The sequence below is a fragment of the Vibrio sp. L5-1 genome, assembly GCF_021728315.1.
Taxonomy (GTDB): domain Bacteria; phylum Pseudomonadota; class Gammaproteobacteria; order Enterobacterales; family Vibrionaceae; genus Vibrio; species Vibrio splendidus_K.
In genome coordinates, this window is record NZ_JAKKCQ010000001.1 from 912,402 (window position 1) to 928,555 (window position 16,154).

Here is a 16,154-nt window from a genome sequence, read left to right on the forward strand (position 1 = left end):
AACAAGTCTTTAAAACAAAGCATAACAGCTAGATAGCGAAAACCACATTTGTTCTAGATCAACTTTGATCTGGGTATGTGGAAATCCACAATACCCCGTGAACGGTCAAAAACTGACAATGAGCCTAACAGATCGAATACCCATTTATAGGTACCACTATGGACTCATTGAAAAGACGGTTTCTCAGCCAATTCGGTAAAGTTTCCGCCGGTGCTGCGCTCATTCCCATTGCCGGAATCAACACCGCAGTCGCGAGCACAGCCATTCGCAATAACAACCAACCTGACCGCAAAGGCGAAATAGGTAAACGCTACGCGATGGCGATTGATTTACGTAAATGCGTTGGCTGTCAGGCATGTACTGTTGGCTGTAGCGTTGAAAACCAAGCGCCGATTGGCCAGTTCAGAACCACTGTAAAACAGTATGAAGTCTCCCTTGATGATGGTTCGACAGCTCAACAAGACGTGAAATCTTTCATGTTGCCTCGCCTTTGTAATCACTGTGACAACGCACCCTGCATAAAGGTTTGCCCTGTTCAAGCGACCTTCCAACGTGAAGATGGCATCGTGATGGTCGACAACGAACGCTGCGTTGCGTGCGCTTATTGTGTTCAAGCTTGCCCTTACGATGCACGCTTCATTAACAACGACACGCTTACCGCTGACAAATGCACCTTTTGTGCACACCGCCTTGAAGACGGCTTACTGCCCGCTTGTGTCGAAACCTGTGTTGGAGGTGCGCGTGTCATTGGTGACCTGAAAGATCCAAACAGCGAGATAAACCGCTTGCTCAATGAAAACCAAGACGACATCAAGGTGCTTAAACCAGAGCAGAATACCAACCCCCATGTTTTCTATATCGGCATGAACGAGCGATTCGTTAGCCACATTGAAGGCCAACCTGCGATTTATGATCCAGCCGCCATTGATAACTCATCCTCTAGCAAACAAGAATTGGCAATCGCAGCACTAGGAAAACAAGGAGACACAGCATGAATATCACTGAAGTGTTAGTTCCCGCTCAAGAGATCGCTTGGCTACCGTGGGCGGTTCAATATTTCTTCTACATTGGTTCGGCTTACGCGGCCGCTATTCTGTTTTTGATTGCACTGATATTCAAGAACTCAACTAGCCACCAATTCCGTTCAGCGCTTGTGCTTGTGATGGCTATCGGCGCAATTGTTGGACCACTAGCACTAACAGGTGACTTACACCAACCAGGACGTGCGTGGCACTTCTACGCCCACATCACGCCTTGGTCATGGATGTCATTAGGCTCTCTGTTTCTTCCTCTGTTCTCTGGTCTGGCTGTCACAACCGCATGGGTTTACCTGCGTGACGACATCGCACAACTGAAAGAGAGTGAAAACCCGCTTCTAAAGCGTTTGTCTTGGCTAACCCTAGGTCAATGGCAGATTTCAACAAAACTGATGATAGCACTCGCTGCTGCGACGGCAGTATCGGGCTTAAGCATTGCGCTTTACACCGGTGCCGAGATTGCGATTTTGGCGAGCCGCCCGCTTTGGCATCAACCGGCTTCTCCGCTGCTTTGGTTTACAACAGCCTTCTTTGCTGCAACGGGCTTAACGTTGTTGATTTGGGCTCTACTGCCTTCAAGCAAGCCAAGTTTAAAACCGACAGATCTCGCTATAGTGCAAAGAACGATTACGTTAACGGGCGGCCTTGCCATTATTCTTACCTCGATTTGGGCATCTAACCATGGTCACTTCAATCTGTATGAGAACGACGCTTGGGGCATTAATTTAGGCATCATGACTACTAGTATTTTACTTTGCATGATCTTGGTTCTTCCGCTGCAACGTCTATCTCAAAGCAAGCTAGGAATTGTCTGCATAGCGCTAGCAACCATCGTTTCAGCATGGGCGGTGCGTTGGGTGACCATGATGGAGGTTCAAACCATTCCACGTTTTGATGTAGGTCCATTCCCCTATGAACTGCCAATGGGTAGCGCTGGTTTACTTGGCATTGTTGGTATGTGTGGCCTTTGGTTAGCACTTGCGTTGTTCGCCTCTGAAATCGTGTCTACTGGATCTAAAAGAACAACTGGCTCTGCACAAAATACAGAATCTAAGCCAAACCAAAACACACCGTCACCACTTAACCGCTCACATAGCTCGTAGTCTGAGGAATCGTCATGGATAACAAACGTCGTCAATTTTTGAAAACAGGCTTTGCCGCCGGTGGTGTTGGAGCTTTTGCTGCAGGTTATGCGACAACCACAAAACACATGGTTCACGGTGCTATCGATGGTACCGCTGGTAAGAAAACCAACCACATCCACCACGGTAATTCGCTAGAGACGGAATACAGTGTCGATGAGCAAGGTAAGATTTCGCCGAATCCAAACCAACGCGTTGCGCCGTCAATGTGTTTCGGCTGCTGGACACTGTGTGGCTTGCGTGTACGTATCGATAATCGCAATGACGAGATCTTGCGTATCTCGGGTAACCCGTATCATCCGCTATCAAGTGACCAGCAGATCCCGTTCAAAACGCCCGTAAAAAACGCCTACATTGGCTTGTCTGGTGAATCAGGTATCAATAACCGCTCGACAGCCTGCGCCCGTGGTAACGGCATGTTAGAGATTCAAAACAGTCCATACCGAATCACTCAACCGCTAAAACGTGTTGGCAAACGTGGTGAAGGCAAGTGGGAAACAATCAGCTACGAGCAACTTATCGCTGAGATCACCGAAGGTGGTGACTTGTTTGGTGAAGGCGAAGTCGAAGGTCTACGTTCGATTCGTGACATCGAAACACCACTTGATCCGAACAACCCTGAATACGGACCAAAAGCCAACCAACTGCTTGTGACCAATGCCGGTAATGAAGGCCGTGACGATATCTTGAAGCGCTTTGCATTTAACAGCTACGGCACACGAAACTTCGGTCACCACGGCTCTTACTGTGGCTACGCATTCCGTGCAGGTTCTGGCGCGATCATGAATGACTTAGACAAGTTCTCGCACTTAAAGCCCGACTTCAACAACGCTGAGTTCATTCTTTTCATCGGTATGTCTCCGGCTCAAGCGGGTAACCCGTTTAAGCGTCAAGCACGACAACTGGCTGAGGCGCGTACTAACGGAAAACTGAGCTACACCATAGTAACACCAAGCCTTCCTGCAGGATCATCAAGCCTTGCAGCAGGCGATCGTAACAACTGGCTGCCGATCAAACCGGGCACCGATTCAGCATTGGTATTGGGCATGATCCAATGGATCATCGAGAACCAGCGATACAATCACGACTTCTTGTCTCGCCCAAGCGCACAAGCGATGCAAAAAGCGGGCACCACCCATTGGTGTAATGCCTCTCACCTCGTGATCAGCGACGAAACACACCCACAAAACGGGCGCATGCTTCGCACATCGGATATTGGTTTGCTAGAAACGGGCGAACCGATGTCTGACGATGATGGATTCATTGCACTTAATGTGACAACGTCACTATTAACATCAAATATTCAGGTAGATGAAGCGGCTCTGTTTGTCGATCAAGACGTAGAAATTGATGGTCAAACCGTTCGTGTGAAGTCTTCTCTACAAAGATTGAAAGAAGAAGCCTTCAAATATGACCTTGCTTACTACAGCGAGCAGTGTGAAATCCCACAAGATCAGATTATTGCGCTAGCGAAACGCTTCACCAGTTACGGTACAAAAGCAGTCGTCGATACTCACGGTGGCAACATGCACACCAATGGCTTCTACAACTCGTTCTCTATTCTAATGCTGAATGCGCTGATCGGTAACATCAATGCAAAAGGCGGAGCGATGGCCAAGGCGGGTGGCTACCCAACCTCTGTTGCAGGCCCACGTTACGACTTTACCAAATTCAAAGGTAAGACTAAGCCACAAGGCGTGTTCTTGTCTCGTAGCAAGTTCCCGTATCACAAGACCAGCGAATACAAACGTCGCGTTGCGGCCGGTGAATCACCTTACCCAACACGTGCTCCGTGGTACCCAATCTCTGCGCCGCTTTTAACCGAGCATTTATCAGCTGCGATTGATGGCTACCCTTACCGCGCAAAAGCGTGGATCAACCACATGGCGAATCCACTTTATGGTGTTCCGGGTTTAGACAACCTACTGGGCGAGAAGCTTAAAGATCCAAAGCAACTGGGTTTGATCGTCTCTATCGATGCCTTCATCAATGAGACAACAGCATTATCAGATTACCTAGTACCCGACACGGTTACCTACGAGAGCTGGGGCATGGCGACACCGTGGCACGGCGTCGCGACCAAAGCGATAACCGCTCGTTGGCCGATAGTTGAGCCTAAAACCTCACGCACTCAAGACGGACGCGCCATCAACCTAGAAAACTTCTTTATTGATCTGGCGAAAACTCTCGACTTGGGTGGCTTTGGCGACAACGTAATCAAAGACAGCCAAGGTAATTGGCACGGTATTCATAGCGCTGAAGATTTCTACTTGCGCTCAGCGGCTAACTTAGCATTTGCAAAAGGTGGCGTACCGAATGTAGACGCTGAAGATATCGTTTGGTCTGGTCTAGAACGCCTAGTACCTGTGATGAACAAAACGCTTAAGCCAGAAGAGATGCTAAAAGTGGCGTATATCTTTGCGCGTGGCGGTCGTTTCGAAGACGCAACCAATGCCTACACCAATGAAACCATGAAGTACAAATGGACCAAGCCACTGGCTATTTGGAATGAAAAGCTTGGTACCTCTCGCAACACCATCAGTGGCGAGCAGTACATGGGGTGCCCGACATGGTATCCACAAAAACTGGCAGACGGTACGCCATTAGCTGAGCAGTTCCCAGCAAAAGAGTGGCCATTTACTCTGACCAACTTTAAATCCAATATTCACAGTGCGGTGTCTAACCTGTCACCACGCTTGGAATCGATTAAAGGCGTGAACCCGGTTTACATTCACCCGCAAGACGCCTCTTCAGCGGGCATCAAAACCGGTGACGTATTTGCCATTGAAACACCGAGTTCAACCACACACGCGTTGGCGATGGTGATTGATGGCATCAAGCCGGGCACATTAGGCTTTGAACACGGCTTTGGACACAAAGAGCTCGGTGAACGTGCACACTGGATTGGTGACACACGACAACCAGTAAAGATGAAGTCAAACGATGGCGTTAACATCAATGATATAGGCTTGATTGACCCGACGAGAGAAGGCAAAGGCGTGATGTTGGATTGGGTTGTGGGCGCAGCAGCAAGACAAGCGCTTCCGGCTAAGATCTACAAAGTCTAGTCAGTGATCCAATACCTATCCCTATTCATTTCTGAATAGGGACAAAACAGAGCAACTTCGCCATTCGAAGTTGTTCTGCTTTTTAACAGTCAATACATCGGCAGCATTCAATCCGCAACATTCAATCCAACCCGCAAACTCTCTTCACTTCTATTCTCTTCTCTTCTTTTCACCGTAACTTTTTTAGCCAGCCTCTATAAAGCAGCTATGCTTATACAATCGGTGCCATAAACGAGCCTTAACAAGCAGTTACACCGAGGCGAACATGGCAGTTCCCTTGCACTTCGTTAACCGCAGTTGGATTCGCCTATCGAAATTCACACCAATACCATTATGGTGATTGAGGTTATTAATGTGAGACTTACCTCAAGTTCCAAGTGAATTGATGTGGAAATCCACAATAGCGCGAACATCCAATTATGTCGAAAATGCGTGCATTACAACCAATAGCGACGCCTCATGATTAAGCTGAACATAAAAACTCAAACTCTAACGCTTTGCATCGCTGCTCTGGGAAGCCTTTCTTTATCCGGTTTTGCACAAGCAGCGCCTAATCCAATGCCAGAAGCCGCAGAAACCTGTAGCGGTTGCCATCAAGCAGACGGGAAAGGCATGCCCAACATCGCCCCTATGCTTGCAGAGCTCAATGCTGACTACCTAGAACATCAACTGATCTTATTCTCAAGTGGCGAGCGTCAAAGCGCGATCATGAAAGGGATGGCGGATGGTGTGTCTGATCCTGCGATTCGTCGTGAAGTTGCCGAGTACTTCGCTTCGCTTCCTTCTTATGAATTCAGCGATTTAGAACAGCGCGGCTCACAAGCTGATATTGATAACCCTTATCGTAAACTGGTATTCCAAGGCGATTGGGACCGCAACATCCCCGCTTGTGCAACCTGTCATGGGCCAAGCGGTATGGGCGTAGACAAATTCCCGCGCCTAGCGAGCCAGCACGCCGACTACATTCAAACTCAGCTCAACGCATGGAAAAACGGCACTCGTAAGGGGGATGATTTGAACATGATGGGCAATATCGCCGGTAAGTTGACCGACGATGAGATCAAAAACCTGTCTTACTACTTCGCATCTTTCCGATACTAAAGGGCTCGCATGAAAACATTACTCTTAATTACCGCAACCCTTGCTTCTGGAATCGCTTACGCCGAAGGTGAGTTGCCCGATCGCCAAACCGAACTGCCAGCTGTTGAGAAACCACAAGATAACAAGTATCTGGTGCCACGAGACTTGGTCGATATTCCTGCAGGAGAGTTTGGCGACAAAGTTAAACTGGGTTATTCACTGTTTGTCGATTCACAACAGATGCGCGGTACGTTCGTCGGAAATGAACAAAACTGTGTCAACTGCCACATGCAAGCGGGCATGAAAGCGAATGCGGCGCCTCTATGGGGTGCTTATATGGCCTACCCTGCTTACCGTAAGAAAAACGACAAGGTAAACAGCTACGCAGAACGTATCCAAGGCTGTTTCACTTATTCAATGAATGGCCTGCCACCAGCAGTGGGCTCAAAAGAGATGGTCGCGCTAACCGCTTACTCATACTGGTTGGCAATGGGCGGTATCTTGGATAAGAACGGCATGCAAGACACACCCGTTCCTGAGATTAGCGATGCAGATTTACAAGTCGGAGGAAAAGCGGAGAGCTTCCCTCTTCCTGAAGAGCTGTTAAGCAAATACCCAATCGATGACCGCAGCAAGCTTGCAGGTCGCGGCTACCCTAAGATTGCTAACCCTGAACAAGAACCGTCGATAGCGCGTGGCGAAAAGGTTTATCAAACCAGCTGCCAAACGTGTCATGGACAGAATGGTGAAGGTATCAAAGGGGACGACGGCCGCTCATACCTACCACCACTTTGGGGCAAAAACTCATTCAACTGGGGCGCAGGTATGCACCGCGTAAACACCGCCGCGTACTTCATCTACGAAAACATGCCGCTTGGAAAAAGCCAACAGCTGTCAATTCAGGATGCGTGGGATGTGGCCGCGTTTGTAAACAGTCATGAACGCCCACAAGACCCTCGATACAAAGGCGATGTTGCCGGCAATGCTAAGCGTTACCACAGCCACCAAGGTTACTATGGCAAAGAAGTCGACGGTGATGTGCTGGGTTCCAAAGCCTACCCAAGTGGTAAAGAAGTGATTCATGAGCATTGATAGGCATTAGTGCACAAGAGCCGTTCACGTCAGCTATAGCTAAGCTTTACATTGTAAATCAGCTATAGCCAGAGGAATAAAAAGGAGCCAGATCGTTCGACGTTCTGGCTCCTTTTTTATGTTTGAACGATTAGAGATCCAGCTAACCTTGCTGCATCTTCTCCCAAATGGTTGGAGAGCCGATATAGTCTTGAACCGTGGTAATGAACTCTTTGACCAGTTTGGTCTGTTTACGGTGCGGATACACAGCGTAGATTGCGGTATCAATCGTAGAGATCGGATAATCCGGAAGCAAAGTAACCAAGCCAAGCTCTTTCATTGAGGCATACAGGTTTGATTGATCAAGGAAGCCATAACCTAGACCATCTTTCACACAAGACACCATAGTACGAACATCACTGACCTTGTAGTTGCCACGAATCGTCAGGCTCTGGAAAGTGTTGCCATGCGGCTCTTCACTGATACGTAAATGATCGACCGTCATATCGCCATTGGTATAAATCACAGCAGGTAGAGCGAGCAAATCTTGTGGCGTTTTCGGTTCACCGTGCTGCTTCACAAAATCGTTTGACGCGACCAACATGAAGTTACTGTCGGCAATCTTCTTCGCGATCAAATTCGATTCAACAAGCTTACTGAAGCGAAACGCGATATCAAACTGCCCTGCAATGATGTTGGCGATCTTATCGTCTAGTGAAAGTACGATCTGAACATCCGGGTACTTTCTCATGAACTGAGTGATGATAGGTTGCAGATATTGCTGACCAAAATAGATTGGCGAAGTAATTCGAAGCACGCCTTTTGGCTCAGACTGGTATGAATCTGCAATGCCTTGGATCTGATTGATGGTGTCTTTCAGCACATAGGTTTGTGCGAGAATATCTTCTCCCGCCGACGTCAACGAAAACGAGCGTGTCGAACGGTTAAGCAGCTGAACACCTAAGTCTTGCTCGAGTTTTTTTATCTGTTTAGAGAGTGATGAGTTGTCCATATCATGCAAGGTTGCCGCTTTGGTAAACGATCCTTGTTGAACCACATCTAAGAACAATAACAACTGGTTAGTATTTGGCACTGCGCCTCTCCTGAAATAAAACTCGACTAGCGTTCATCTTTGGGTGTATCCATAACAACCATGGTCGTTATTGATTGAACCTGAGCGCACTCCCCAAGTACATCGGCATGAAACTTCTTGTAGCCCGGTAGATCTTTGGTTTCTACCCTTAACAAGTACTCGTTGGCACCGGTAATGTTGTGACACTCCACCACCTCTTTTTCCATACTGACATGTTGTTCAAACTCCAGCTGAGCCGATTTGCTGTGGCTCGATAAGCCAATTGAAACATAGGCAATAAAACCGACACCCATCAGCCCATTGTCCAGAACCGCACGGTAACCTTGAATGACACCTTTACGCTCGAGATCTTGAACTCGCCTTAGAGTCGCTGAAGCAGACAAACCAATTCGTTCTGAAAGCTCAATGTTGGAGATTCTGCCGTCCAACTTAAGCTCTTGCAATATCCTTTCGTCAAATCTATCCATAGGTACTTATTATTGTGCATTTAGTGATAATAAGTGAAATAAAAGCACATAATTGCCTCACTTTCCACCTACTATGCTTCTCAACACGTGAAAGTCATGACCGGTCAGTCACTTCGTTCATTTTATTGTAGGAGAACCATTATGCCTTTAGAACAACTTAGCGCACTTGCCTTGTTTGCGTTTGTCTCGACCTTCACGCCGGGTCCAAATAACATCATGCTCATGACATCAGGTGCCAATGTTGGCTTTGCCCGAACTATTCCGCACATGCTTGGGATAGCTCTAGGGTTTGCCGCGATGTTGTTGTTGGTTGGCTTCGGTTTGATGGGCATTTTCAACGCTTATCCTGTCTCTCACCAGATCTTGAAATATCTAAGCCTGACTTATCTTGTGTACCTAGCAATTAAGATAGCATTGAGCGGCAAAGCAAAAAGTACAGAGGCTTATAAGCCCATGACCTTCATTGGCGCGGCAAGTTTTCAGTGGGTAAACCCGAAAGGTTGGTCAATGGCACTGACTGCGATTTCAGTGTACAGCAGTGGCAGTTCATGGTGGGAGCTTGCGATCATCGCGGCAATATTCACGCTAGCCAACTTACCATCTGTGACATTCTGGACGGCAGCAGGCAAACAGCTACAACACTGGCTAACAACACCAGTACGCATCAAAAGCTTTAACTACGGTATGGCGGGCTTGCTGTTAGCATCAACGATTCCAATGCTCTAATCGAACAGTTTCCTATCATGTGATGGTTAGTACACACGTGCTAGCCATTATTATCGTTAAAGATATCCAATAATCTCACTTAACCAACGACCAAATATCGCCTGCCCGCTCGGGGTTAACGTCCACACAAACGCCGCAACATTCATTGCCACTGTCACCCAATAAATTGCTCTGAACGGCTGCTTCTGCGTTTTATGGCGCAGCTTATCTTGAGCAATCAAAGCCCCTAACCAACCACCAGCAACAGACAAAATATGGAGAGTTTTCTCAGGCACACGCCAATGACCAGTGATTGCTGCTCTTTTGTCTTTTGCGTATACAAAAAACGTCACCACACCGATAACTAAATACCACGCCAACAGCGCTTTAGAGCTTTCTGCAAACAACACAGACACCGCCACCAGAACCAGATAGGTGATGGCGATTTGAATAGATGAAGACAACATCAACTCCTTTTGGGTAACAGCTCACATACTGTAGCAATTACGCCCTGTAGATTTTGATAAGGATGAGCCGTTATTTACCACGATTGGTATAAATAAAACAGCAATTAGGTCAGCCTCCCAATTCAGAGAAAGCCCTTTCATCCCTACATAACATGATGGAAGTTAAAGGAATTATAAATATGTACAACCAAAAGTACGCCATCTACCAAGTTTTTACGCGTTTATTTGGCAATAAAAACACCCAGCATGTTCCATGGGGCACAATCGAGCAAAATGGCGTCGGCAAGTTCAATGACTTTACCGACAAAGCGCTATCAGAAATCCGCAAACTCGGCATTACGCATATTTGGTATACCGGAGTGCCACATCACGCCGTCATCAATGATTACAAACACTTTGGTATTTCAGACGATCACCCGAGCGTAGTAAAGGGACGCGCAGGCTCACCTTATGCAGTCAAAGACTATTACTCAGTGAATCCGGACCTCGCTGAGAACCCTGAGCGCCGTGTAGAAGAATTTGAGGCATTGATCAAAAGAAGCCACGACAACGGCTTAAAAGTGATCATCGATATCGTACCGAATCACGTTGCGCGTCATTATCAAGGCTTAAATAACCCAGAGGGAGTCAGTGACTTTGGCGCTCAAGATGACACAACACTCGAATATCACCGAGATAACAACTTCTATTACATTCCCAACAGCTCCTTTGAACTGCCAGATATAGCTCCTGCCTTTACCCCGCTTGGTGGTGAACAGCACCCTAACCTACGCTCTCCGTTTATCGAAACGCCCGCCAAATGGACGGGTAACGGCTCTCGCTTAGCCAAGCCCAATTTCGATGATTGGTATGAAACGGTGAAAATCAATTACGGCGTGCGCCCTGACGGCTCAAAAGATTTCCCTGAACTGCCAAGTGACTATACTCAAAGAAATTACATGGATCATTTCCGCTTCTGGGAATCTGTTGATGTACCTAGCTCTTGGGTTAAATTCCGAGACATAGCCTTGTTTTGGTTAGAAAAAGGCGTTGATGGATTTCGCTACGACATGGCAGAGATGGTACCCGTCGAGTTCTGGAGTTACCTCAACTCATCGATAAAGATGGAAAACCAAGATGCCTTTTTAATGGCAGAGGTTTATCAGCCGGACTTGTACCGCGACTATATTCACCTAGGAAAAATGGACTACCTGTACGATAAAGTTGACCTTTATGACGGTCTAAAAGACATCATGCAAGGCAAGGCTTCAACGGCAATCATCCCCGATATCCAACATCAGATGATGGATATTGAACATCACATGATGCACTTCTTGGACAATCACGATGAGCAACGAATTGCTTCTCCCGAGTTTGTTGGCAACCCTAATATCGCGAAGCCTGCAATGCTCGTCAGCGCATTATTAAGCAGTTCACCGACCATGATCTATTTTGGACAAGAAGTTGGCGAACCGGGAGCGGAAGATGCAGGCTTTGGACAACCCTCACGCACTTCTATATTCGATTACATCGGAGTTCCACAACATCAAAAATGGATGAACCACGGTGCCTTCGATGGCGGTTTATTAGACCATAACGAAAAGCAACTACGTCACTTCTATCAGAAGGTAATGAACTTTTCGCTTGAGCACTCTTCAATGACTGGAGAATATCGAGACTTACATCGGAGCAACAACTTGAGTGATTCAGTCTACACATTCCTGCGCTATGATGACCAAGAACTCACTATTGTTGCCGCAAATTTCAGCCAACACGCCACTGAGAGTATTCACTTGAAGGTCCCAAATGATGTCATCCAAAAGCTTAAAATAACGGATGGCAATTACTTGCTAGATGAACATATTGAGGGCGTTCACCAACAAGTATTCAACGTTGAAAATAGCATCGGAAATTTTAATATCGAATTAAAACCGCTCGCATCTTTGGTTTGGGTATTATCGTTAGATGAATAACCTATCGTTCAATATTAGTTACCGAACAACTATTAACTTACTAATTGATAATTAACTTAATTCCCAAGTTAAATTAACAACCTCTCAATTCGATACCTTCCTCACATTAATAAGGATGAGCTCTCATCCTTATTATCTACTCCTAGCTTCTACGCCTTAGGTTATTAATAGCGAACATATGAGCTGTTGATCCAATTAATTTCACTTAAACCAAATACAAAGCGTGATACTGACACTAGGTTTCCTATTTTTACGTATTAAAAATAACTTTATACATTGCCATCACAAATAGTTGGCCATCATTCGGACTAGGATATTCATCTTCATAAAAAGTGAAATATGGATATCAAACGTGAACAACATAAATATTAATAAGAACATCACTCTACAACGCACCTTCGACATTACAAAAAAGAGAAGCTTCAGACGGTCAACGCTAGCCAAAGCGATTCTACCTCTCTTCACCGCCACCCTTATCGCAGGCTGTGGTAGCGATAACGACAGCGACACGGATGCTGGCAACAGTGGCTTATACAAAGCAGGCGAAAACGAAGTCGTTGTTTACTACAAACGTGATGTTGCAGCTGCAAGCACTTCGGGTTCTACTTACGACGGCTGGGGGCTTCACCTATGGAATGGCGAAGGCTGTACTAGCACTGACTTAATCGCGATGGGTTTAAGCGAAACGGGTACTAACTGGGAAGCACCTTACGAATTTGATGGTATCAGTGATACCTACGGCGCTTACTATGTGTTGAAAGTCGATCCAGATGCTTCTGACCCACATAAATGCATGAATTTCATCTTACACAATGGCGACGAAAAAGCGTTTGGTAGTGCCAATTCTAAAATCGAGCTAACCAAGCTTGGCGATTCACAGGGCGTATTCGGGTTCCATGGCAGCAGCGAGTTGTATTACGACCCAATTTCAGAGCGTCCCGTCAATATCGATGGCCAAAAAGCGCATTGGTTAGATGCAACCACCATCGCTTGGGAAGCAGCTAGTAATGCCGATTCTGTAAAACTGTTCTATGCATTAGACAACAGCATCACGATGAACGACGACAAAGAAATTGTCGGCGGCACTGAAATTGAACTAAGCAAAGATGGAGAATTGTCTTCTGAATTGAAAGAGCGTTTCCGCCACCTTGCAAGCTTACCTGCCCTTGCTATCGACGTTGACGACAACACATTACGCACCATCTTAAAATCTCAGATAATTTTTGTTGCCTATAATGCCAATGGCGATGTTATCTCTTCAACTGAGGTTCAAAAGCCAGGTGTGCTTGATGCGGTATTTGCTAGCGAAGATGCTGGTAATGCAATGGGTAAAGAATTAGGCGCGATTGTTGAAGGCAGTGCGGCTACCTTCAAGCTTTGGGCACCAACAGCGCAAGATGTAGAGCTCGTTCTTTACAGCGAAGACCTGAAAAGCTCACAAGTTTTTCCAATGACAGAAAGCACTGAGACGGGTATTTGGGCGACTGACGCGGTACCTAACGCTGTCAACAGTTACTATCGCTACCAAGTGAAGGTTTACCATCCAACCACTGGTAACATTGAAACTCGCCTAGTAACCGACCCTTACTCACTCAGTTTGTCGAAAAACTCTGCATACTCTCAAGTTATCGACCTTAATGATGCTGCATTAATGCCTGAAGGTTGGGTTGGATACGAGCGCCCAACGGTAGAAAAAGACGAAGACCACGTACTCTACGAATCACACCTGCGTGACTTTAGCTTCAGCGATAAGCTCGGCACAAAAAGCCTAAACGGCAAGTACCTCGCTCTCACAGAAGCAGACCGTGAGTCGGTCAAGCACCTACAAGCTTTGAAAGATGCAGGTTTAACGACGCTGCATATCTTACCGGCATTTGATATCGCTACCGTTGATGAAGATGAAGCGAGCCGTGTCGATATTACTGACACCGTTGGTAAGCTATGTGATGTAAAACCGACTGCCGCCTTATGTGGTAACGAAGATGAAAGCAAAACCATCGAAGCTGTATTAGATGGTTATGACTCTGCAACGGGTGACGCCCAAGCCCTAATGAACGACCTGCGCATGCTTGATAGCTTCAACTGGGGCTACGACCCATTTCATTACACGGTTCCAGAGGGAAGTTACGCGACCGATCCTAATGGCTCTAAGCGTATTCTAGAGTTCCGTCAGATGGTTAAAGCGACGCACAACATGGATCTTAAGCTGATCATGGACGTGGTATACAACCATACCAACGCGTCTGGCGTGAACGATAAGTCGGTTCTAGATAAGATTGTCCCTGGGTACTATCACCGTCTTAACGTAAACACTGGTGGCGTCGAAAACTCGACTTGTTGTGACAACACTGCGACTGAAAACCTAATGATGGGTAAGTTAATGGTCGATTCACTTAAGGTGTGGGCTGACGACTATAAAGTGGATGGTTTCCGTTTTGACTTAATGGGCCACCAGCCAAAAGACGTGATGGTAGAAGCTCTTGCTGAAGTGCGTAAAATCGACGAGAACACACTTTTCTACGGTGAAGGTTGGGATTTCGGCGAAGTAGCGGATAACGCACGCTTCGATCAAGCGAACCAAATCAACATGGCAGGCACTGAGATCGGTACCTTCTCGGACCGTCTACGTGATGCTGTACGTGGCGGTAGCCCATTCGATGGCGGTGTCGACTCAGAAGGCAACCACCCACTTCGCTTCAACCAAGGCTTTGGTAACGCAGCGATTGCCAACGAAGAAACAAAGTCCGACCAAGACTCTATCAACGGTCGTTTACACAACCAAGACCTTGTTCGTTTGGGGATGGCAGGTAACCTCGCAGAATACGTGCTGATTGATTACAAAGGTGATACCAAACTAGGTAAAAACGTCGATTACAACGGTGCACCCGCTGGTTACACGAAGATGCCTTCAGAGAACATCTCTTACGTCTCCAAACACGATAACCAAACGCTTTGGGATAACAACGCTTACAAGATCGCGGCAGGTACTAGCTCAGCAGAGCGTGCTCGAATGCAGTCTGTATCGCTTTCTACCGTGATGTTAGGCCAAGGCATACCGTTCATCCATATGGGTTCTGAACTGCTGCGTTCTAAATCTATGCAGCGTGATTCTTACGATTCAGGTGACTGGTACAACCGCGTAATGTTCGATGGTACGGGCAACAACTGGAATGTTGGCCTACCACGTGAAGACAAAGATGGTGCTAACTGGGATTTGATCAAAACTATCATTGCTGACAGCACGGCTAAACCAGACGCAGACGACATTGAGCTGACTAAGCAGCAATTCCTAGAGCTATTGAAAATCCGTAGCTCAAGCGAACTGTTCCGCTTAGACACAGCAGACGAAGTCATGAAGCGTGTCGACTTCCGTAATGTAGGTGAAGATCAAGTCGAAGGACTGATCGTGATGTCTATTGATGATGGTGTATCCGCTGGTACAGACCTCGATCCAGCGAACGATGCGATTGTTGCTGTCGTTAACTCTACGGCTAAGTCTCAATCATTCGAAATCACTGGGGCGACAGGCTTTGCGCTGCACAGCGTTCAGCAAAACTCTACGGATGATATAGTGAAAGGCGCAACCTTTGCCGATGAAACCTTCACAGTACCTGCATTAACCACCGCTGTATTTGTACAAGCTCAAGGCGATGCACAAGGTGTCGGTCTGCCAGTCGATAACTCAGATAAAGATGTATCTAGCATTCCACCATACGGGCAAACAACGGTTTACGTTAGAGGTAACATGAATGAATGGGGCGCAACTGATGATTGGGCAATGAGCTTTGTTAGTAACGGAGTTTATTCTCTAACAGCAACTTTAGATCCTAATAGTTATGAATTCAAATTTGGGAGTTCTACTTGGGAAACCATTGATATCGGTTGTAAGTCCGCTGAACTTGCAGACGGCTCTATCAATCTTGGTACTGGTGGTAACTGCCAATTGAGCGTAACAGAAGCTGGCAGTTACACATTCACTCTGAATGCAATTCATGAATTAGATGACAATGTAGAAAAAGCGGTCGTTTCAGTAACCAATAATTAAGCCTTAAAGCTTAGAATTCTAATAAAC

11 protein-coding genes are annotated in these 16,154 nt (G+C 46.7%); 8 read left to right on the plus strand and 3 right to left on the minus strand.

Features of this window, described 5'->3' with window-relative positions:
* Positions 1-158: 158 nt before the first annotated feature.
* The 5 genes from dsrO to L3V35_RS03745 all read left to right on the plus strand — a co-directional run bounded on the left by dsrO (position 159) and on the right by L3V35_RS03745 (position 7,419).
* Positions 159-995, plus strand: a complete 837-nt coding sequence (gene dsrO / locus L3V35_RS03725) for a sulfate reduction electron transfer complex DsrMKJOP subunit DsrO (RefSeq protein ID WP_237298433.1) — start codon at positions 159-161, stop codon at positions 993-995.
* On the plus strand, positions 992-2,140 hold the full coding sequence (gene nrfD / locus L3V35_RS03730; protein ID WP_237298434.1) for an NrfD/PsrC family molybdoenzyme membrane anchor subunit: 1,149 nt from the start codon (positions 992-994) through the stop codon (positions 2,138-2,140). Before dsrO ends, nrfD begins: the two co-directional genes overlap by 4 nt.
* Positions 2,141-2,154: 14 nt before the next feature.
* Positions 2,155-5,247, plus strand: coding sequence for a tetrathionate reductase subunit A (locus L3V35_RS03735; protein ID WP_237298436.1), 3,093 nt, complete (start codon positions 2,155-2,157; stop codon positions 5,245-5,247).
* A 459-nt stretch (positions 5,248-5,706) separates the two neighbouring features.
* Positions 5,707-6,348, plus strand: coding sequence for a c-type cytochrome (locus tag L3V35_RS03740; RefSeq protein ID WP_237298438.1), 642 nt, complete (start codon positions 5,707-5,709; stop codon positions 6,346-6,348).
* A gap of 9 nt (positions 6,349-6,357) precedes the next feature.
* Positions 6,358-7,419: a c-type cytochrome gene (locus L3V35_RS03745; protein ID WP_237298439.1), complete on the plus strand. Its 1,062-nt coding sequence runs from the start codon at positions 6,358-6,360 to the stop codon at positions 7,417-7,419.
* A 142-nt stretch (positions 7,420-7,561) separates the two neighbouring features.
* On the opposite strand, the gene L3V35_RS03750 is transcribed toward L3V35_RS03745, so the two are convergent.
* Together L3V35_RS03750 and L3V35_RS03755 are read right to left on the minus strand one after the other, a co-directional pair.
* On the minus strand, positions 7,562-8,491 hold the full coding sequence (locus tag L3V35_RS03750) for a LysR family transcriptional regulator (protein WP_004732134.1): 930 nt from the start codon (positions 8,489-8,491) through the stop codon (positions 7,562-7,564).
* Between the two features lie 26 nt (positions 8,492-8,517).
* Positions 8,518-8,958, minus strand: coding sequence for an Lrp/AsnC family transcriptional regulator (locus L3V35_RS03755; protein WP_102357329.1), 441 nt, complete (start codon positions 8,956-8,958; stop codon positions 8,518-8,520).
* Positions 8,959-9,099: 141 nt separating this feature from the next.
* Here L3V35_RS03755 and L3V35_RS03760 point away from each other — a divergent pair, with 141 nt between their 5' ends.
* Positions 9,100-9,684, plus strand: a complete 585-nt coding sequence (locus tag L3V35_RS03760) for a LysE family translocator (protein ID WP_010431665.1) — start codon at positions 9,100-9,102, stop codon at positions 9,682-9,684.
* A 56-nt stretch (positions 9,685-9,740) separates the two neighbouring features.
* Here L3V35_RS03760 and L3V35_RS03765 read toward each other — a convergent pair whose 3' ends face one another.
* Positions 9,741-10,130 carry a DUF1294 domain-containing protein gene (locus L3V35_RS03765; protein WP_237298441.1) on the minus strand — a complete coding sequence of 130 codons (390 nt, stop codon included), beginning with the start codon at positions 10,128-10,130 and terminating at the stop codon, positions 9,741-9,743.
* Positions 10,131-10,309: 179 nt separating this feature from the next.
* Here L3V35_RS03765 and L3V35_RS03770 point away from each other — a divergent pair, with 179 nt between their 5' ends.
* Complete coding sequence (locus tag L3V35_RS03770; protein ID WP_237298443.1) at positions 10,310-12,082, plus strand: alpha-amylase family protein; 1,773 nt, start codon at positions 10,310-10,312, stop codon at positions 12,080-12,082.
* A 403-nt stretch (positions 12,083-12,485) separates the two neighbouring features.
* Positions 12,486-16,127, plus strand: coding sequence for a pullulanase-type alpha-1,6-glucosidase (gene pulA, locus L3V35_RS03775; protein WP_237298951.1), 3,642 nt, complete (start codon positions 12,486-12,488; stop codon positions 16,125-16,127).
* Positions 16,128-16,154: the final 27 nt, after the last annotated feature.